At 70.0% G+C, this 18,647-nt stretch carries 16 protein-coding genes; 3 read left to right on the top strand and 13 right to left on the bottom strand.

The genetic code is table 11. From position 1 onward, the window contains the following. The first annotated feature begins 147 nt into the window (after positions 1 to 147). Together DFR39_RS03810 and DFR39_RS03805 are read left to right on the top strand one after the other, a co-directional pair. Complete coding sequence (locus tag DFR39_RS03810; protein ID WP_133602185.1) at positions 148 to 597, top strand: hypothetical protein; 450 nt, start codon at positions 148 to 150, stop codon at positions 595 to 597. 58 nt (positions 598 to 655) lie between these two features. After that, entirely contained in the window at positions 656 to 1,369 is a 714-nt protein-coding gene (locus tag DFR39_RS03805; protein WP_133602184.1) for a 2OG-Fe(II) oxygenase, read from the top strand. A gap of 93 nt (positions 1,370 to 1,462) precedes the next feature. On the opposite strand, the gene DFR39_RS03800 is transcribed toward DFR39_RS03805, so the two are convergent. The 3 genes from DFR39_RS03800 to DFR39_RS03790 form a co-directional block, all read right to left on the bottom strand. Continuing rightward, a complete protein-coding gene (locus DFR39_RS03800) occupies positions 1,463 to 4,609 on the bottom strand; it encodes a S8 family serine peptidase (protein ID WP_133602183.1) in 3,147 nt (1,048 codons plus the stop codon). A 33-nt stretch (positions 4,610 to 4,642) separates the two neighbouring features. Then, a complete protein-coding gene (locus DFR39_RS03795; protein WP_211343783.1) occupies positions 4,643 to 5,329 on the bottom strand; it encodes an NF038120 family PEP-CTERM protein in 687 nt (228 codons plus the stop codon). A gap of 348 nt (positions 5,330 to 5,677) precedes the next feature. After that, positions 5,678 to 8,356 (bottom strand): S8 family serine peptidase, encoded by a 2,679-nt coding sequence (locus tag DFR39_RS03790; RefSeq protein ID WP_133602181.1) that lies wholly within the window; start codon positions 8,354 to 8,356, stop codon positions 5,678 to 5,680. Positions 8,357 to 8,586: 230 nt separating this feature from the next. On the opposite strand from DFR39_RS03790, the gene DFR39_RS03785 reads away from it, so the two are divergent. Next, positions 8,587 to 9,162 (top strand): PEP-CTERM sorting domain-containing protein, encoded by a 576-nt coding sequence (locus DFR39_RS03785; RefSeq protein WP_162849414.1) that lies wholly within the window; start codon positions 8,587 to 8,589, stop codon positions 9,160 to 9,162. A gap of 67 nt (positions 9,163 to 9,229) precedes the next feature. On the opposite strand, the gene DFR39_RS03780 is transcribed toward DFR39_RS03785, so the two are convergent. From DFR39_RS03780 to DFR39_RS20360, 10 genes are read right to left on the bottom strand one after another with little or no spacing between them, the layout of a single operon-like run. Continuing rightward, entirely contained in the window at positions 9,230 to 9,685 is a 456-nt protein-coding gene (locus DFR39_RS03780) for a hypothetical protein (protein ID WP_133602179.1), read from the bottom strand. A gap of 47 nt (positions 9,686 to 9,732) precedes the next feature. Further along, positions 9,733 to 10,266: a type II secretion system protein gene (locus DFR39_RS03775; protein WP_133602178.1), complete on the bottom strand. Its 534-nt coding sequence runs from the start codon at positions 10,264 to 10,266 to the stop codon at positions 9,733 to 9,735. A gap of 11 nt (positions 10,267 to 10,277) precedes the next feature. Further along, positions 10,278 to 10,673 carry a type IV pilin protein gene (locus DFR39_RS03770; protein ID WP_133602177.1) on the bottom strand — a complete coding sequence of 132 codons (396 nt, stop codon included), beginning with the start codon at positions 10,671 to 10,673 and terminating at the stop codon, positions 10,278 to 10,280. Beyond that, the gene (locus DFR39_RS03765) at positions 10,673 to 11,185 is read right to left on the bottom strand and encodes a type II secretion system protein (protein WP_133602176.1); all 513 of its coding nucleotides are present in this window, start codon (positions 11,183 to 11,185) and stop codon (positions 10,673 to 10,675) included. Before DFR39_RS03765 ends, DFR39_RS03770 begins: the two co-directional genes overlap by 1 nt. Beyond that, the gene (locus tag DFR39_RS03760; protein ID WP_133602175.1) at positions 11,182 to 13,368 is read right to left on the bottom strand and encodes a secretin N-terminal domain-containing protein; all 2,187 of its coding nucleotides are present in this window, start codon (positions 13,366 to 13,368) and stop codon (positions 11,182 to 11,184) included. The genes DFR39_RS03765 and DFR39_RS03760 overlap by 4 nt, the downstream gene beginning before the upstream one ends. Positions 13,369 to 13,373: 5 nt before the next feature. Next, a complete protein-coding gene (locus DFR39_RS03755; protein ID WP_133602174.1) occupies positions 13,374 to 13,925 on the bottom strand; it encodes a hypothetical protein in 552 nt (183 codons plus the stop codon). Then, positions 13,922 to 14,524, bottom strand: a complete 603-nt coding sequence (locus tag DFR39_RS03750) for a GspMb/PilO family protein (RefSeq protein WP_133602173.1) — start codon at positions 14,522 to 14,524, stop codon at positions 13,922 to 13,924. The genes DFR39_RS03755 and DFR39_RS03750 overlap by 4 nt, the downstream gene beginning before the upstream one ends. Then, positions 14,521 to 15,894: a hypothetical protein gene (locus DFR39_RS03745; RefSeq protein WP_133602172.1), complete on the bottom strand. Its 1,374-nt coding sequence runs from the start codon at positions 15,892 to 15,894 to the stop codon at positions 14,521 to 14,523. Before DFR39_RS03745 ends, DFR39_RS03750 begins: the two co-directional genes overlap by 4 nt. After that, a complete protein-coding gene (locus tag DFR39_RS03740) occupies positions 15,875 to 17,407 on the bottom strand; it encodes a GspE/PulE family protein (RefSeq protein WP_246030692.1) in 1,533 nt (510 codons plus the stop codon). The genes DFR39_RS03745 and DFR39_RS03740 overlap by 20 nt, the downstream gene beginning before the upstream one ends. Continuing rightward, positions 17,404 to 18,618, bottom strand: coding sequence for a type II secretion system F family protein (locus DFR39_RS20360; RefSeq protein ID WP_133602171.1), 1,215 nt, complete (start codon positions 18,616 to 18,618; stop codon positions 17,404 to 17,406). The genes DFR39_RS03740 and DFR39_RS20360 overlap by 4 nt, the downstream gene beginning before the upstream one ends. Positions 18,619 to 18,647: the final 29 nt, after the last annotated feature.

Here is an 18,647-nt window from a genome sequence, read left to right as displayed (position 1 = left end):
ACAGCCACAAAACCCAGCACCACCCCAAGCGCATTGCCGCTCCCTACTGCTCCAAGGAGCGGGCATTCTGGCGCAAAAGCGGCAGGGTCCAGCCCGCCGAGCTGCGCCCTATTGCACACAGTTACCAGCTGGTTCAGCATATCCGGCATGACAGCCCCTATCCGCCTCACCCCAAAGCTCCCATCCTGGCATCTTGGCGCAGCGCTGCTGCTGAGCTTGGCGCTGCCGGCCTGCGCCGTGGAACCCAAGGCGGCCGGCCTGCCGGCCCGCAGCGCCCCCGAGCTGCTAAGCCAGATGCAGGCCCAGATCGGCGATGCGGCTTGCGATACCGACCAGCAATGCCGCAGCCTGGCCGTGGGCAGCAAGGCTTGCGGCGGACCTGAGGCCTATCTGGCCTGGTCCACACGCCGAAGCCAGGAGTCTCGCCTGCAGGCACTGGCCGCGGAGCACACAGCGGTGCGCCAGGCCGAGAACCAACGCAGCGGCATGGCATCCGACTGCGCCCTGCTCACGGACCCGGGCGCCCGCTGCCAGGCCGGGCGCTGCGTGCTGCGCGGACCGCAGCAGGGCGGAAGTCCCGGCGGCAGCGCGCGCTGAGTCCGGTCACGGGCGCTCGGCCTAGAATCCGCCCGCCCCAGCACTCCGCCGCCACACCATGTCCGCTCCCGATTTCATCGAGGTCTACGACGATGTCCTCGATGCCGCCACCTGCCAGGCCTGGCTGCAGCGTTTTGAGGAAGGCGGCCAGGCCCAGCGCGGCGCCACCGGCAGCGGTGTGGACCTGAGCATGAAAGACAGCTGGGACATCCAGCTTGATCGCGTGCCCGGCTGGGGCGACGTCCAGGCTCAGCTCAACCAGGCGGTGCTGCACTGCCTCAGACGCTATCTGCGCCGCTACGCCCATGTGGCCCTCGCGCCGCTGCAGCTCAAGATGCAGGACCCGGGCAGCGGCGAGCTGCGGGTACTGGATGCCGAGGCCGTTGCCGGCCTGAGCGATGACTTGCTCAACGGTCTGGTGGCCAAGGTGTTCCGCCCCGGCAGCATCAATATCCAGAAATACCTGGCCGGCCAGGGCGGCTACCCGCACTGGCATTGCGAGCAATACCCCAGGCAGGATCAGGGCGAGGCCCTGCACCGCGCGGTGCTCTGGACGCTCTACCTCAACGATGACTTCGAGGCCGGCGAGACGGAGTTCCTGTACCAGCAGCGCAAGATCAAGCCACGCCGAGGTAGCCTGCTGATCGCGCCGACCGCTTTCACCCACACCCACCGCGGCAACCGTCCCGAGGGTGGCGACAAGTACATCGCCACCAGCTGGGTGCTCTACCAGCGCGCGGAACAGCTGTACGCCGGCCAGGCAACACGCTGAAGGCCGGACGGGCCAATGCAAAGGGCCGCAAGCACCTGAATGCCTGCGGCCCTTGTGCGGAGCTGCCAGCAGCTCCGCGGGGATGATCCCGGCTTACTCCTGCGCGTTCACAGGACGACCGCTCTTGGCCAGCGGCACCGGATCATTGGTCAGCACCTCCAGCAGGGTCACGCCCTGACGCACGCCACCCACACGGTAGGCCGCGGCACCCAGATAGCGCTGACCCAGCGGCAGACCCGACCAGCTCATACCCACCGTGGCTGTGCCGCCGATGACGGCATTGGCCGGCGCCAGCACGCGGAAGTTGCCTCCCACATCGCTGGGACCGACGATCCAGGACGACAGGGTGTAGTTGGTGGAGGGACGACCCTGCAGGCTGTACGAGATCACGCAGACCTTGTAGTTGCCGGCGGCCGGCGAGGTCAGCTGCACGCTCTCGTTGGAGCCGTCGTTCAGGCTGCCCGCCAGCGCGTTGCCGGCGTTGTCCAGCAGCAGCATGTCCAGATCGTCTTCCTTGCCCGCGAGCTGACCACCCGTGGTGTCCGCGTTGAACAGCGAGAAGCGCATCGCCAGCGTGCCGGCCGGCACGGCAACGTCATGCACCTTCACCGCGGGCGAATTGTTCGCGCGGCAGATGGTGGTGGCCGTGCCGGTGTTGGTGCCGGTCAGGGTTGCGGCGCTGCGGGTGGCCGCTTTCAGACCACCCCGCTCCACCACCATGGAGCCGGCAAAGCCGGTGCCGATGGTGAAGAGCTTGCTGCCGGAGGCGGCTTCGCTGTAGACCGAGGCCGGAGCGGCCAGGGCCGTGGCGCGGGCCGTCAGGGGGCTGCGCACATTGCGCGTGCCGTCCGACCAGGTCAGCGAGCCATAGACCCAGGTATCCAGCGGCGCGGTGCTGCGGGTCAGCTTGACCGTGTAGGTCTGCTTGGCACCCGGTGCGATGGTGAAGCTGCTCGGCGACACCTCCACATTGAAGCCAGGCATCTCTACCTTGGCGGTGTAGGTGGCCGAGCTGTCGCTGACATTGGTCACGGTACGCGTCAGGGTCTGCGAGCCCATCACGCTGGCCGCGGTCAGGGAGGCCAGGTTCAGGTTGTGCGGCTGGATGGTGCCCACGGCCGCGCAGGTCGCGGCACTGAACATATTCAGACTCAGGCCGCAGGTGAAGCGCGCGTAGTCGATGGCCGTGGCGTCATAGACCAGGCCCGGATCGGTCGCCAGATTGGGGCGTACCTGACCGGAACCCTGAGCCCAGGGCAGACGGCCATTGGCATTGGCGGTGGCACTCCAGGCCAGGGGCAGGTTGACACCGTCGTTGTAGGTGTCGCCCGCCGTCGTGGCCAGGGCCGACTTGATCATGGCCGGCGTCCAGCTCGGGCGCTGCTGCTTGATCAGGGCCGCCAGGCCGGCGACATGCGGGCTGGCCATGGAGGTGCCGGAGATCATGCCCTCGGCCGTCTTGCTGGTGCTGGCGCCGCCGCGGATGGCACTGGCTTCGGCAGCCGTCAGGCCGGGCACATAGCCCGCCACGATGTCAACACCGGGCGCCGCGAAGTCGGGCTTCAGGATGTTGTTGTTGGCGACGTTGGGGCCGCGCGAGGAGAAGCCTGCCGTCTGGGGCGCCAACACATCGCCAAAGCGCACCTGGGCCACGCCGATGGAGCCCTGGGCGGCCGGGTTGGCGGCCACGAAGTTCTTCACCGCGACACCATCTGCCGCATTGATGTGGATGGTGGGCACCGAGTGCGGCTCGGCCACCAGACCCGCGCCGTTGTCGGCCAGGATCATGCCGATACCACCCGCCTGCAGCACGGCCAGGCTCTTGTTGACACGAGCCGTCGCGCCGCGGGTGCAGACCACGATCTTGCCCGCCACCTTGACGGGGTCCAGGGTCACCACGCCGTCGGCAGCGCCGTAGCAGAGATCGGCCTGGGTCGGATTGGCCCCGGACAGGGCTGCGGCCGTCGCCAGGATCAGATTGCTGCTGGCCACCGGCGTCTGGTTGACGGAGGCGCCCACATAGCTGCCGCTGCCTTCCACCACTGCCTCTGCACCCACGGTGCGGTCATGCGTGGATGCGGCCACCGTGGCATGCCAGGGGCCGAGATTAGACACCGGGTTGGTGTTGGGGCCGGAGTTGCCACCGGCCGCCGCCACGAAAACACCCGCATTCGAGGCATTCAGGAAGGCGGCCTGGATGGCGTCATTCAGCGTGCCGCCGCCGGCGGTGGGGCCGATGGAGTAGTTGATAACGTCCGCGCCATCCTTCACCGCTTGGTTGATGGACGAGACGCTGCTGGCCGTGGCGCAACCGCCGTTGGTGGCCGTGGTTCCGGTGAAGCAGGTCTTGTAGGAGGCAATACGGGCACGCGGCGCCACACCGGACATGGAGCCCATGTCGATGCCGTTGATGGTGGACGGCACATTGGCATTGCCACCGGCCGTGCTGGCCACGTGGGTGCCGTGGCCACCACCATCACGTCCGGTCAGGAACTCGGTCGCAGCGATGGGCGCATTCAGGGCCACAAAGGAGCGCACCCCCAGCAGCTTGTTGTTGCAGTTGCTGGCCTTGACGCTGCCGCTGTCGCTGCCGCGCGAGGTTTCGCACCCAGCGCCCTTCCACTTGGCCGGCGGCGGGCCGTAGGCCAGGGTGCCGCTGGGGTCATGGGTGGGCACGCCGTTGGCGTCCACGCGGTCGGCAAAGCTCAGGTTCTCGGGCCAGACACCGCTGTCCACGATGGCGATGATCATGTCCTCGCCGGCCTTGTCCTTGCCACCGGCCTGCTCCCACAGGCCCGCAGCCTTGTCCAGGCCCAGGAAGCTGGAGGTGTAGCTGGTGTAGGGCTGCAGCATCTCGTCAGCCTCGATCCGGGCCACGCCGCTGTTCTTCTTCAGCGCGCGGACCTCGGAGTCGGTCAGCATGGCGGCAAAGCCATTCAGCACCACGTCGTAGCGGTGCGTGATGTGGGCCGGATTGATGGTGCTGATGACGTCGTTCTGCTTCTGCTCCAGATAGGCGATATAGGCCTTCACATCGGCCGCGCTCACATCCAGACGCGAGCCCGGTGCGGGCTTGGTGGCCGGCAGGCCGGCGATGCCGCCCTCATAGGATGCGACCGGCGCATTCGCCAGTTGCACGATGTAGGAGCGACGAGTTTCCTGGGCCTGGGCACTCATGGCCATGGCGGCCAGCAGGGTGGCCACCGCCAGCGAGGCGGGACGCAGTTTCTTGCTGTTCATAGTCTGTCCTTGTTCCGGTTGGTGCTCGCGGCCTCAGATGGAGGAGCGACGGCGACGCAGCGCGGCCAGACCGGCCAGGCTAAGGCCCACCAGGGCGATGCTGCTGGGCTCGGGCACGGCATAGGCCAGGTTGTCGACGGCAAACTGGGCCTGGTTGCCGGCGGGGTTCTCACAGTCCCCATTGGCGGTGTAGAGGCAGGCGTAGACGTTCACGCCGCTGAACCAGGTGCTGGCAAAGCCGGCAGACAGATCCCAGGAGGCGAAGCTGAAGTTACCGTTGGCATCGGCAGCGCCGAACTCGCGGCTTTCAAACACGCTGGCGCCATCCAAGCCCAGACCCTCGACCACCAGTCGGCCGAAGTTCGCCAGGCCGGTGATGGGCATGGGGCCGACGAAGCTGAAGTCCAGCGACTTCAGGCTCACAAAGCGGCCACCGGCGGACAGGTTCAAACCGCCATCATTGAGGCCGGCAAAGTAGTTGCTGTCATTGCCGACCGGGCAAGCGGTCACAAAGCAGCTGAGGGGATCGGCGCCATTGGTCAGCGCACCCGCGAGACCCGAGGGGTCACCCAGGACGGTGGCGCGCACATCGGTCTGGGAGACCAGCTCGCCACCCGCATAGATGGTGGGGGTCAGGTCTTCAAAAGTCAGCAGACCGGCCGAGGCCGTACCGCAAGCGGCCAGGGCCGCCAGGGCCAGGGCTTTTTTCATCAGCTTCATCATCTCAATCCTTTTGCTATCCCGAAGTCTTTTGGACCAACCCATTGGCCCGAACTCACTTCACTGACTAGCGGGTTGCTTGCCAGGGCGGGTTGCGGGCTCAAGCTGCGGACAGATCGGGATAAGGCCCCCAGCTTGGAGAGGCCATTCTCATGACAAGCTTTCGTGAAAGAACCCCGAATTCCCCGACGCTCAAGCAGGGGGGCACAGGGTTTTCCTAGCCAAACCCGAGGCTATGGCATCGTCCGTTTGGGTTATAGAAAAGCGATCGAGGACGGCGCCGGCACAAGAAGCGGGCAGAAAAAAACGGGCCCGAAGGCCCGTTTCATTTTTTGAAGTGCTGGGGAATCAGAGCGCGGCGGGACGCGCAATCTGCACCGGCACCGAGTTCCAGGTCTCCCAGTGCGAGGGTTCCGCCGCATTGCCCAGGGCCTTGAGCACCGAGACGCGGATCAGATAGTTCCCGTTGGGCAGCGTGCCTTGGCTGGTCGTGCCGTTCCAGGCGCTGCTCTGGAAGCCATTGGGCGTGCCGCTGCGGCCCAGGAAGTGCTCCTCGCTGATCACGCCGCGCGGCGCCAGCGTCGCAGCATCGAGCGCCTCGACCTTCAGCGTGCGCGGCTGATGATCCAGATGCAGCAGCACATAAGGCACATCGCTACCCACCATGGTGAAGCTGGCGGCTTCCGTCTGCCTTTGGAACTGATTGGTCGCGGTGTTCAGACGCGCCAGCCAGGGGAAGCCGCTGGTACCGGGCGACAGCACCTGCAGGGCCTGGTAGTCACCCTTGAAGCCGGCATAAGGCACCTGGATGGGCGAGCCATCACCCTGCGGCGTCAGCGTGATGTAGCCACCATAGAGCGACGAGTCCTGCAGCGCGGCGTTGGCTGCAATCGTCACAGTCACGCTGGCCGTGCCCTTGGCGGGCACCACCACGGTCGGGCTGCTGAAGCTCACCGTGGCGGGCGCATTGTCATAGCCCGTCGGCGCATAGCTGGCGCCCGTATTGGCGTTGTTCTTGCGCGCAGCCACACCTGCGGTATGGCCCAGCTGGTAGGTGACCGGCACGGCAGCATCATTGCGAATCGTCAGGCGCTGCACTGTGGGGCCAGCCTGGCTTTCGCCGGTGGAGATCTTGGCGGGCAGCACGAACTGCTGGCTCTGCACCGCGGCCACCACGTCGACCATGCCCGCACCCTGGCGGAAGCTGTGATCCAGCAGGCCCGATGCCGGATTGCCCGACCAGGCCTTGGGCTTGGCGGTATTCAGCAGACGGGTGTGCATATTGATGGCCGGCGGCGCATTGCGGCCCACGATCACGCTGTCGCGGCCCGTGGCTGAGGTCGGAATGGCCTGCAGCACCAGGGCCGCCACACCCGCCACATGGGGGGCCGACATGGAGGTGCCGCTCAGCGTGGCATAGCCGCCGGCCTCCAGCGGATAGGCCGAGTAGATGCCGCCACCCGGGCCGCCGATATCGGGCTTGAAGCTCAGATCGGCCGCCAAGCCGAAGGAGCTGAAGCCCGAGATCAGGCCGCCCGTGCCGAAGGGGTAGCCGACGGAATCGCCCGTCCAGCTCAGCAAGGTGTCACCCGCGCCGATGGCGTCATGCAGCACCTTGCCCTGGGCGGCCGTGATGCCGACCACGGGAATGGTGACCGCGGGCGCGTTGGGCGGATTGGGGGCGGCATTGGCATTCACCGCACCGGGCTGGTTGTTGTAGAGCACCACGGCCACGGCACCTGCCGCCTGGGCATTGAAGGCCTTGTTGTAGAAGCCGCAGGACCCGCGCCGGATCAGGGCAATCCTGCCGCTCAGGCTGCCCTCGGGCAGGGGGCTGCAGGCATCGGGAGCGGTGATGGCCAGGTCCGGCTGGTTGGCCGCGCCGGTGCGGGCCATCAGCGCGCCGCCGGACAGGGGCGGCAGCGGCACACCGCTGGCGGGGTTGTATCCATACGGCGTACCGCCGACCTTGAAGGAGGTCTGGGCATTGTCGAAGGAGGCCACGCCAATCACGCCATCGCCCACACCCGGGGCGCCGGCGGCATACAGACCATCGGGCTGGCTGCCGCCAGGACCGCTATTGCCGATGGAGGCCACCATCACCACGCCCTTGCGGGCCAGTCGCGCCGAGGCCTGGGCCGTAGGGTACTGCGGCCACTGACGTGAGGCGCCCAGACTCTGGTTGATCACCTGCATGCCATCGGCCAGAGCCTGTTCCAGGGCCGCCAGGATGATGTCCGAGGTGGTGCTGCCATTGCAGCCGAAGACCCGGTAGGCGCCCAGCTTGACGTCGGGAGCCACACCCTTGAGTCCGCCGCCATTGGCACCCACGATGCCGGCCACATGCGTGCCATGGCCGCCGCAATCGTCGGGTCGGGCATCGGGCGTGGGCGTGGGGTTGTAGCTGGCGCTGGTGGGATCGGCGTTGAAGCTGTCGCCCACGAAGTCCCAGCCGGCCACGATGCGGGCACTGGGGAAGGGTGTGCTGCCATTGCTGCCGGAGCCGCCAAAGGCCGGGTGGTCGATATCGATACCGCTGTCGATGATGCCGACCTTGATGCCAGCCCCCGTGAGACCCAGGGAATTCTGGGCCACATCAGCACGGCTCAGGGCCAGGGCGCGGTTCAGATCCTGCACCGAACCCGCCACCTGCTCGGGCGTGGGCGCGTGCACGACCTCGATGGGATGCAAGGCCTTCACACCGGCCATGCGTGCCAGCTTGGCGCGCTCGGCGGCGCTGACCGACACGGCCAGGCCATTGAACAGGGAGTTGAAAGCCCGACGTTCGGTGTACTGGAGCCGAGCCTGGCTGGCCGCGGCACGAAAGGCGTTCTGCTCCGCTTGCACCGCCGCGAGACTCGCGCCGTCGGCCACGGGTCTGCCGGCCAACTCGACGAACCACAGCTGGCTGCTCTCCGCGGCCGCGGCCGGCAGGGACTGGGCCAGGGAAACGCTGGCCGATGAAATCGCACCGATCATGCCGATGGCCAGCACCACCGGCTTGACACTGAACTTCCACGCAGACATAGAGCTCTCCGGTTTTCGAAAGCACAAATACTCGCCAGACCGGCTCGACAACGAACTGGTGCTTACCCGGGGCCAGGGGGGGGATCCCCCCCCAAAAGAGGGGGATGCGCCGAAAACCTCAGGCATCACCGCTTGTGGCGACCTGCGCGTGGTGGCAGATTGGGCCTCCCAACGTGCTCGCAAACACGGCAACGCTCAAGCGCGAGCGTCAACAATTCTGGAGCGATGAAATGCAGATGAGTCTTTTCAAGCGCAGCGCCATCAGCATGGCCCTGGCCGCTGCCGCACTGGGCGCCAGCGGCGCCGCACAGGCCGGTCTGACCACCACCCTGGACATCGGTGGCATCTTCAGCAACGCCGAGCTGGGCAGCGCCGAGAACGAGGTCCGCTTCCTGAACCTCACGGGAGGCGCCCACATCACCGGCATCTCCTGGGATGTGCATCTCACGGCCAACGAAGTCAACGACTTGCCGAGCTGGCTCTCTGACATCGGCGTGGACCTCAACAATGGCGGTCTCGACGGCTTCTCCCTGTTCGCCGGCCTGGGCAACAACGTTCCCGGCTCGGGCCGCTTCACCGGCAGCGCCAACCTGATCGATCTGGGCGTCGACTTCTTCCTGGGTCAGGACGGCCGCCTCAATTTCGAGTTCTTCGAGTACTTCGACGACTTCGCCGGCCAGGCCGATGGCCGCTGGGATCGCGGCACGCTGACCGTGAGCTATGTGCCCGAACCCGCCAGCTACGGCCTGGTGGCCCTGGCCCTGCTGGGCGCGGGTCTGGGCGCACGGCGCCGCAAGTCCTCCTGAGACTCGCTCAAGCCAAGACAAAGGGCCGCAAGACGCGGCCCTTATTTAATGCCGGCCGCAAGGCCGGTCAGATCCGGCTGTCGCCGCTGCCGGCTCTGGGCGTCGGGTCCGCGCCGGGGCACAGCAGCCATTGGCCCCGCTGACTGGCGTGATAGACGGCCACCCGGCCCTGATGCCTGAGCAGCAGGCGCCAGCCCGGCACCAGGGCCTGGGTGTAGGACAGGCCGGGCTGGGGGCAGCCCAGGGAGCCGTCGGGCCACACCACGGCCTCAACGCGGACATCCAGCGCCGCGTCGGCGCGCAGACGCCAGCGGGCCATCGCATCGGCGCGCACGGCCGCCTCAATGGCCGCCACACTGGCACGACCATCCGGTCCGGGCGGGACCAGCCCCCCGCCGCGCTGGACGGGCACGGCGTTCTCGGCGGCATCGGCCGGCAGGGACTGCGCGTCCGTCATGCCGGGCAGCACGCCAAGGGCCAGCGAACACAGACTGAAAAGCGCATGGGCGATCCTGAGCTTCATGTCTGGGCATTCTAGGCTTGGGGGCGGTTCAAGCCTAGGCACCGACCCTAGCCCGTCGTGAGCGGCGGCGCCCCAGGCTCCACGGGTTGCACGGGCAACGCCGGCGCATCTGCGTCCGCCCCCGGGCCACGCTCATAGGGCAGGCTCAGGAAGCGCCAGTCGCTGGCCTTGCCCAGGGCGCTGCCATCGGGCGCCGTCTGGCGCAGCAAGAGACGCTCCTCGCGGCTGTGCACGCCGCTGAAGCCGCCGGGCTGGCTGGCCTCGGGCAGCAGCACCCAGTCGGGCTTGCCGCTGAAGGGGTCGACATAGGCGCGGCGCAGATGGTGCAAGGGCTTGGGGCCGCGCACATCCAGCAGCAGGTCCTCCAGGGTCTGGGGGTAGCGGGGCATGCCGCTAGGCGTGGCCTTGGCATAGCGCGCGATCGCGCGTGCGATCTCCCCGCCTCGGAATTCCAGCTCGCGCTCGCGCTCACGCTGGGCCGCCGTGCTCCAGAGCTGACCCAGGCCCGCCAGGGCCGCGCCCGTGATGGCCACGAAGAAGAGCAGGCCCAGATAGGTGAAGCCGCGCTGCCGCCCTGCCATGCGCGCCCCGCTCACCAATCGGCGTAGAGCCGGCCATCACTGGCGCGGCCGGCGGCGCCGCTGCGCACATCGTAGAGCTGGCCCTTGAGCTGGGCGTCGGGCGGTGGGGGCAGCTCCACCCAGGCATCGCGGCGCCCGGCCACCGGATCTTCGGGCACCTCGCGCACATAGCGCGCGCTGGCCAACTCCTCCAGGCTGTCGGGATAGCGGCCGCGGTCGGCGGCAAACTGGTCGATGGCATCGCGCAGGGTGGCCAGCGAGCTGCGCAGCGCCACCTCCTTGGATCGATCCAGGCTCTGGAAATAGCGCGGCGCCGCGATCGAGGCCAGCAGGGCCACGATGGCCATCACCACGATCAGCTCGATCAGGGTGAAGCCCGCGGCGGCTCTTGGGGTCTTGCGCTTCATCACCAGTCCCGGTAGCGGCTGCCGTCCAGCGCCTGGCGCTCGGAGCGGGAATAGACATCGAACACATCGCGGCCCTCGCGCGGCTCGTTGGGCGGGCTGTCCGAGGCGCGCAGGCCCCAGCTCTGCTCCGCCTCCAGGGCCGGGTCGGCAAAGGGGTCGCGTGGCAGACGACGCAGAAAGTAGAGCTTGCGGCCCTCGGCGGACTTCACATCCGGCACGCCGCGCACCAGATCGCCCAGGCTGCGCGGGTAGCCGCTCTCCTGGGCTCCCACCTCGATCTGCCCCGCCTCGGCCGCCCTCTTGTAGGCATCGATGCCCCCGCGGATCTGGCGCAGGGCCTCGCGCAACTGGAACTCCTGGCTGCGCTGCACCGAGAGCAGCAGCATGGGCCGCGCCGCGGCCGCCAGCACGCCCAGCATGGCCAGCACCACCAGCATCTCGATCAGGGTGAAGCCACGGCGGCGCCCAGGCTCAGCGAGCCTGGGCGCCGCGAGTGGCCGGGGCTGGCTCATTTGTCGACCGTCACCAGGCCCGTGCCTTCCAGACGCACCGGCGGGGTCTCGCCGTTGAGGCCGGAGGCGCTGAGATTGCCCACGCCCACATTCAGCACCTGGCCCGCCGCCGCTGGCAGGGCGCGCAGCACCAGCACGCGCTCGCCGCGCGGCGTCAGCTCGAAGGGCAGGCGACCGGGCGCCGCATTGCTCACCGCCTGGGCGGGCTGCAGGCGCGTGGCGTCAAACTCCAGCTCGCCCTTGACCGAGAAGCCGCTCTCCTGGCGCAGGGTCACGCTGACGGTGCCGCCCGCGGCAATCTGCGGGCTCACATCCAGCTTGAGCACGGCCTCTTCATTGCCCGGGGCGGCATTCACCGCCGCGGCGGGATTGGCACCCGGCGCCGGCAGCGCGCGCGCGGCCGCGCCCGCCAGGCCCACACCGGCACGGGCCTGCTCGCGCAGCCGGCTGCTGAAGGCGCCGGGCGAGGCGTCGGTGCCACCGGGCAGGCGGGTCAGATGCGCATCGGGCAGGGAGACATTGCGCACGATGCGCGGCGTGATCAGCAGCACCACCTCGGTCTTGTTACGCTTGTCCTCCTGCACACCGAAGAGCTTGCCCATCAGCGGCAGGCGCGAGAGCCCGGGCACGCCCACCGAGTTGCGGCGGTCGTCATCGCGGATCAGGCCGGCCAGCACCTGGGTCTCGCCATCGGCCAAGCGCAGCGAGGTGGAGGTCTGGCGGGTGCCGATCTGGTAGGCCGTGGTGCCGCCCGGGCCCTTGACCTCGGCGATCAGATTGCTCACCTCCAGGCCCACCTTGATCACCACCTCGCTGTCGAGCTGGATGGTGGGTTCCACATCCAGCTTCAGGCCCACATCCAGATAGGAGACCGAGGCCGCCACCGAGGTGCTGCCGGTGAAATTGGTGGTGGTGGTAAAGACCGGCACCTTCTCGCCGATATGCACCTTGGCCTTGTCGCGGTTGCGCACCCGGATCTTGGGATTGGCCAGCAGATTGTTATTGCCCGCCGTGCCGCGCAGGGTGGCGGTGAGCGCGGGGTTGGCCACCGTGGTGCGGAAGTTGTTGCGGTTGCGGATGTCGATCTGCCCATCCCCGCCCGGAATGCCGTAGCGCACTTCCTCCGGCCACTTCAGGCCCATGGCCTCCACCTGGTCCGAGGCCAGCTCCATGACCTCCACCTCCAGCATCACCTCGGGCTCGGCCAGATCGATGGAGGCAATGAGCCGCTCCACCAGACGCATCACCTCGGGCGTGTCGCGCACCACCATCAGGTTCAGGCGCTCATCGATATGGATATCGCGCACCTTGGCGATGGTGCGCACCATGGCCTGGGCCGATTTCACATCGGCATTGGAGAGATACAGGGTGCGCGTGATCAGCTCCTGGTGCTCGCGCTGCTTGGCCTGGGTGTTGGGGAAGATCAGCACCGAGCTCTCATTGAGCAGCTTGCGGTCCAGCTGCTGGGTGCTGAGGATCACGCGCATGGCCTCGTCCAGCGTGACCTGGCGCAGAAACACCGTGACCTTGGCATCGCCGCGCACATCCTTGTCGAACACGAAGTTCACATTGCTGGAGCGGGCCAGGGCCTCGAAGATCTGGCGCAGCGGCGCATCGCGGAACTCCAGGGTCACCGGCTTCTGGAAGGCCGCGCCCAGCTCGCCGCCGCCCAGGGCTTCCAGCGGCCGCGCCTGCGCCATCTGGCTCAGCAGGGCGCGTGCGCCGGGATGGTTGGGCGACTCGGCCAGGATCTCACGGGCCAGGGCCTCGGCCCGGCTCAGCTTGCCCTCGCGCTGAGCCTGGCGGGCCTGGGTCAGCAGGGCTTCATGGCGCTGGCCGCGCTCGATCTCCAGCTCGAAGCTGGACAGGCGCGGGTGGGCCGCATCCACCTCGCGCAGCTGCGCCATCCCGGCGCGCGCCTCGTCCCAGCGGGCGGCGCTGCGCTGGGTCTCGATCTGCATCACTAGGCGGTTGGCCAGCTGCTCGCGTGTGCGGCGCTCGGCCGCGCGCAAGGCCTTGTCATCGGGGTTCTGGCGCTGGGCCTGGGCCAGCACGCCATGAGCCTCGCGCAGCTGGTTGCTGCGCGACAGCTCCTCGGCCTCGCGCAGGGCCGGATGGGCACAGCCCGCCAGCGCCAGGGCCAGGATCAGGGGGAGCAGGCGCCCCGTCGTCGGCTTGTTCATCGTGTTCACGAGGGTCTGAATGTGAGGGTCTGAGTCTGCTGGCCGGGCAGCCAGGTCAGGGCAAGGCCGTTGGGGCCCACGCTGTCCACGCGCCACTGGCCGTCGATCACGTCGCCGGCCTTGGCCGCCAGGCTGCGATTGCCACTGGCCAGCAGGGCCTGGGCCGGCGCACCGGCCTCTTCCATGCGACCGATCAGCTGATAGGGAAAGGGTGGGGCCGGCGGCGGGCCCGGATTCACCGGCGTCACCGGGGTGGCCGCCACGGGTGGCGGCGGCGGCGGTGGCGGGCTCCAGGCCGCCAGCTGTGTGCCGCTGGCCTCGGGCCAGGGCGCACGCTCGGCCAGGCTCCAGGCCGGGGCCGGCGCATCGCTGGCGGAGGCCGCCTGCGCAGCGGGCCGGGGGGCGGAACGGGTGGGCGCGGCCAGACCCGCTGCGGTCTCAGCGCCCTCGTCCTCCAGCTGGGCCGCCCACATGGTGGCGGCCACGGCCGCAGCCAGGCCGGCGGCGAGCAGGTACTGGCGCGGCCCCAGGGCCTTGGGCTCGGCAGCTTCGCTCATCGCGCGCCTCCTTCGCTGAGTGCCGCGCGCCCATGCAAGGACCATTGCAGCTCCGCTTCCAGCTCCGCACTGGCCGGATGGCTGCGGCGCAGCTTGAGCCCGTCCAGGCTCAGGGCCGGGTCTTGCCTGAGCGCCTGCTCCAGATAGGCGCGCACGGTGGCGTAGCTGCCCTGCACCGGCATGCTCACGCGCAGGCGCTCCAGGCCGGTATTGGCATCGACGCTGAGGCGGTGCTCGGTGCGCGGCGTGGACACGCCGGCGCGCAGGGCCGCTTCCAGCAGATCGGCCAGGCGCTGCTGGCGCAGCTCGGGCCCGGGCAGGCCGGCCCGCCACTGCTCGGGCGTGCCCTGATCGGCCGCGGCGCCGCTGGCGCGCTGCAGGCGCAGCTGGCGCTGCAGCTGCTCGGCCTGGGCCTCCAGGGTCTGCTGCTCCTGATGCCAGCGCTGGACCAGACCCAGCTCCAGGCCGCCGGCCACGAGCAGGGCCAGCAGGCCCAGGGCGCCGGGCCAGCCCAGGCGACCCAGCCGGCGCAAGACCGGCATGCGGGCCAGCAGCGCTTGCACGGGCAGAGGCAGGGATGAGAGCTTCAGGCGCTTCATGGCTGCCCTCCCCGGCTGCGGGAAACCTGGGCCAGCTCGGGCCGCAAGGCCTCGGGCTGCAGGCGGGCGCTGAGGTCGAAGCGTTGGCCCGGCGCGCCCTCGGTGGCGGTCTGGAAGCGGGCCAGCACCACCTCGCCCCAGCCCGGCGCGGCCGAGAGCCGCTCCACCAGCTGCAGGGCCTGGGCCTGGTCGCTGGCCAGGCCGTTCAGGCGCAGCTCGCGGCGGCCGGCACTGTAGTCCAGGCCCAGCCAGGCGATGTGCTGGCCGGCCGCGGGATCCACCAGGCCGGCCTGCTCCACATTGGCCAGCAGGGCGCCCCAAGGCTGGCGCAAGAGCGCCTGCACCTCGACGCTGCTGCGCAGGCGCTCCTGCTCCAGCGTGGCCTGGGCGCGTGCGGCGGCCTTGGCCGCGGCGGGCGGCGGCGCCACCGGGCGGCGTTGCAGCTGGGCCTGCAGATGGGCCTGGCGCTCGCGCGCCGTGCGCAGCTCGGCATGGGCACTCCAGGCGCTCCAGGCCGCCGTGCCCAGCACCAGCAGGCCGCAGGCCAGCAGGGCCCAGGCCAGGCGGTGGGGTGGCTCGGCCGGGGCGGCAAAGTCCGGGCGCGGGATGGGCGCCTCACCGGCGGGCGGCACACGCTCGAACTCATCCGGACGCGGTGCCGCGGCGTTCAGATCGCCCAGCTGGCGCACGCCCGGCAGGGCCGGCATGCGCGGCGCGTCCAGACCGTAGCCGGCCAGCAGCACGGGCAGCTCGGGCGCGTCCACACGCAGCTCGGCCAGCAGGTCCATCAGGGCCTCGACCCGCGGCCCGGCCAGGCGGCGGTGTTGCAGCAGGCGCAGCTGGCCGGCCTCAAGCCGCATCCAGCTCAGCAGATCGCCCTCCACCCAGGCCAGGGCGGCCTGCGGGGCGCGGGCCCAGTCGGGCTGCTGGCTCAGGCAGCGCTGCAAGAGTGCTGCCCAGGCCGGGCGCAGGCCACGCAGGGCCACACCTCGCTGCACCAGGCCCTGGCGCAGGGCCGCGAGGTCCAGGCCATGCAGGGCGCTGGCACCGGCGGCTTCACCGGCCCGCCAGGGCGCCAGGGCCCAGCGCTGGGCGGCGGCGCCGAAGTAATGCGAGAGCAGCTGGCGCGCATAGGCCTGCAGCGCGGCCTCGTCCTCCAGGGGCAGGCCCTGCTCGCAGACCAAGTGCTGCAGGGCGCGCTCCGAGACCACCAGGTCCAGGGCCTGGCCCGCGCGCAAGGGCTCCAGACCCTCCAGGCCGCGGCCGTCCAGCCAGGCCAGGCGCGGCTTGGCCAGGCGGGCGCTGAAGGCCTGGCGCCAGCGCAAGACCTGGCCCCCCGGGGCGGGCGGGCTACTCGTCGAGAGTGACACGCTCGAGCTCCTCGAAAGTGGTTTCACCGCGGCAGACCGCGGCCAGGGCCATGGCGCGCAGCGGCTTCATGCCGCGGCTGCGCGCCGCCTCCTTGATCTGGGACATGGGGGCCCGCGCCGCGATCAGGTCGCGCAGGCCGTCGTCCAGGCGCAGCAGCTCGGCCACGGCGCGGCGGCCGCGGTAGCCGCTGCCGCGGCAGTGGCCGCAGCCCTCGCCGCGCAGAAAGCGGTGGCCCGGGTCCGCGCGCAGGCCGTGGCGGGCCAGCAGCGCGGCATCGGGCTCATGCGGGCGCGCGCAATGCGGGCAGACCAGGCGCACCAGGCGCTGGGCCAGCACGGCGTTGAGCGCCGACACCACGTTGTAGAGGTCCAGGCCCATGTGCATGAAGCGCCCGATCACGTCGAAGGCATTGTTGGCGTGCACGGTGCTGAAGACCAGGTGGCCGGTCAGCGCCGCCTGCACCGCGATCTGGGCGGTCTCGGCATCGCGGATTTCGCCCACCATCACGCGGTCGGGGTCGTGGCGCAGGATGGAACGCAGGCCGCGCGAAAAGGTCAGGCCCTTTTTCTCGTTCACCGGGATCTGCACCACGCCGGGCAGCTGGTACTCCACCGGGTCTTCGATGGTGATGATCTTGTCCTGACCGGTGTGGATCTCGGCCAGCGTCGCGTAGAGCGTGGTGGTCTTGCCCGAGCCCGTGGGGCCGGTGACCAGCAGCATGCCGTGGGGCTGGCGCGCCTGGGCGCGGATGGCGGCGCGCTCCTCGGCGCCGAAGCCCAGGGCGTCCAGCGTGAGCGAGCCCTGGTCCTGCTCGATGCGCGCGCGGTCCAGCACCCGCACCACCGCGTCCTCCCCGAAGACGCTGGGCATGATGGAGAGGCGGAAGTCGATCTCGCGGCCCTGCACGCGCAGCTTGAAGCGGCCGTCCTGCGGCAGGCGGCGCTCGCCGATGTCCAGCTCGGCCATGACCTTGAGGCGCGAGACCAGCTGCTCGGCCACGGCCGCGCCGTCCACCGCGCGCACCTGGGCCATCACGCCATCGATGCGGAAACGGATATTGGCGCCGCGCGCGGTGCACTCGATGTGCACATCGCTGGCCCCGTCCTGCAGCGCGTCGTAGAGCGTGGCATTGAGCAGGCGCACCACCGGCGAGGCCTGCTCCGAGAGGCGCAGGGCCGAGAGCTCCTCGGCCTGCTGGCCGGCCGCCGCACCCGGGTCCAGGCCCTCGTCCACATCGGAGAGCGCGCGGAAGTCCGCCTCGCCCGCGCCCAGCCAGTGTTCCACCGCCGCGGGCTCGCAGCGCAGCCAGCGCACCGGGGCCTGCAGCCGGGTCTCCACGCTCTGCAGCAGCAGAGCGTCCTGCTCGCGCTCGGCCAGCAGCACCAGGCGCTCGCCCTGGCCCATGGCCAGCACCGCGCGCCAGCGCTGCGCCTGGGCCTGGGGCCAGCGCTCGAAGTCCAGATGCCAGGGGCCGTGCTCGGCGGGCAGCCAGTCGGAGAGGGAATGCGTCACTGCACTTGCTCCACCAGTTGGAAGATGGGCAGGTACATCAGGACGATGATGCCGCCGATCAGCACGCCCATGATCAGCATCAGGGCGGGGTTGATGGCCCGGGTCAGCAGCTCGGTCAGGCGGGCCGCCTCCTCGTCGTGAAAGGCCGCGGCCCGCTCCAGCATGGCGGGCAGCTCGCCGCTGCGCTCGCCCACGCGCACCATGCGGCGCGCCACGGGCGTGGCCAGGTCCTGCGCTTCCAGCGCGTCGGAGAAACGGCCGCCCTGGGCCACCTGCTCGGCGGCCGCGGCCACGGCCGGGCGCCAGGGCGCGGCCACCACATCCTGCACGATGCGCAGGGCCGGCAGGGCCGGCACGCCGGCACCCAGCAGCATGGCCAGGCTGCGGTACAGGCGCGCCAGGGCCAGCACGCGCAGGCGCGGGCCCAGGCCCGGCAGGGTCCAGAGCCGGGCCTGCAGGCGGGCGCGCAGGCCGGCATGGCGCCACAGGGCAAGACCTGCCCCCGCCAGGGCGGCGATACCGCCCAGCACCAGCCAGGGATGGGCGCCGGCCGTCTGGCCGAAGCCGATGAGGACGCGCGAAGCCCAGGGCAGCTCGGCGCTGGTGGCCTCCAGGATGCCGGCAAAGCGCGGCAGCACAAAGAGCAGCAGGAAGAGGATCACGGCCGAGCCCACCAGCAGCAGCATGGCCGGGTAGACGCAGGCTGCCACCAGGCGCGAGCGCAGGCTCTCCACCCAGGCCAGATAGCGCGCATGCTGGGCCAGGGCCACGCTGAGCTGGCCGGTGCGCTCATTGGCCGCCACGATGGCGCAGACCAGCTCGTCAAAGGCCAGGGGCTGGGCGCGCATGGCGGCCGAGAGCGGCTGGCCCTGCTGCACCGCGTCCACCACACCGTCCAGGGCGGCGCGCACGCCGGGCTGGGTTTCCTTCTCGCGCAGGGTGCTCAGGGCCTCCAGCAGGGCGATGCCGGCATCCAGCAGCACGGCCAGCTCCTGGCTGAAGAGCTGCAGGGGAAAGCGGGCACGGCTGCCACGGCGCCAGCGCGGGCTGCGTTCGGCGGCCGAGACGGCATCCAGCTCGCGCACCTCCAGCAGGTGCTGGGGCAGGACGCCGGCCGCGGCGGCCACGGCCTGGCGGTCGCTGGCCTCCACCCGGCGCGAGGCGGCGGCCCCACGCGCGGGGTCGAACACACGAATCAGGTACTGCGGCATGGGGAGCGCGAGGCGGGCGGGTGCGCGGA

This window comes from Roseateles asaccharophilus, assembly GCF_004362405.1.
In the GTDB taxonomy this organism is placed as follows: domain Bacteria; phylum Pseudomonadota; class Gammaproteobacteria; order Burkholderiales; family Burkholderiaceae_C; genus Kinneretia; species Kinneretia asaccharophila.
This window is presented reverse-complemented; position numbering and strand designations above follow the sequence as displayed.

What these genes read in the sequence shown, in the direction of transcription:
- DFR39_RS03785 (WP_162849414.1), top strand. Translation starts at nt 8,587, where the DNA reads ATGCAGATGAGTCTTTTCAAGCGCAGCGCCATCAGCATGGCCCTGGCC.
- DFR39_RS20360 (WP_133602171.1), bottom strand. Translation starts at nt 18,618, where the DNA reads ATGCCGCAGTACCTGATTCGTGTGTTCGACCCCGCGCGTGGGGCCGCC.
- DFR39_RS03805 (WP_133602184.1), top strand. Translation starts at nt 656, where the DNA reads ATGTCCGCTCCCGATTTCATCGAGGTCTACGACGATGTCCTCGATGCC.
- DFR39_RS03750 (WP_133602173.1), bottom strand. Translation starts at nt 14,524, where the DNA reads ATGAAGCGCCTGAAGCTCTCATCCCTGCCTCTGCCCGTGCAAGCGCTG.
- DFR39_RS03760 (WP_133602175.1), bottom strand. Translation starts at nt 13,368, where the DNA reads ATGAACAAGCCGACGACGGGGCGCCTGCTCCCCCTGATCCTGGCCCTG.
- DFR39_RS03765 (WP_133602176.1), bottom strand. Translation starts at nt 11,185, where the DNA reads ATGAGCCAGCCCCGGCCACTCGCGGCGCCCAGGCTCGCTGAGCCTGGG.
- DFR39_RS03775 (WP_133602178.1), bottom strand. Translation starts at nt 10,266, where the DNA reads ATGGCAGGGCGGCAGCGCGGCTTCACCTATCTGGGCCTGCTCTTCTTC.
- DFR39_RS03790 (WP_133602181.1), bottom strand. Translation starts at nt 8,356, where the DNA reads ATGTCTGCGTGGAAGTTCAGTGTCAAGCCGGTGGTGCTGGCCATCGGC.
- DFR39_RS03755 (WP_133602174.1), bottom strand. Translation starts at nt 13,925, where the DNA reads ATGAGCGAAGCTGCCGAGCCCAAGGCCCTGGGGCCGCGCCAGTACCTG.
- DFR39_RS03800 (WP_133602183.1), bottom strand. Translation starts at nt 4,609, where the DNA reads ATGAACAGCAAGAAACTGCGTCCCGCCTCGCTGGCGGTGGCCACCCTG.
- DFR39_RS03770 (WP_133602177.1), bottom strand. Translation starts at nt 10,673, where the DNA reads ATGAAGCGCAAGACCCCAAGAGCCGCCGCGGGCTTCACCCTGATCGAG.
- DFR39_RS03780 (WP_133602179.1), bottom strand. Translation starts at nt 9,685, where the DNA reads ATGAAGCTCAGGATCGCCCATGCGCTTTTCAGTCTGTGTTCGCTGGCC.
- DFR39_RS03795 (WP_211343783.1), bottom strand. Translation starts at nt 5,329, where the DNA reads ATGAAGCTGATGAAAAAAGCCCTGGCCCTGGCGGCCCTGGCCGCTTGC.
- DFR39_RS03810 (WP_133602185.1), top strand. Translation starts at nt 148, where the DNA reads ATGACAGCCCCTATCCGCCTCACCCCAAAGCTCCCATCCTGGCATCTT.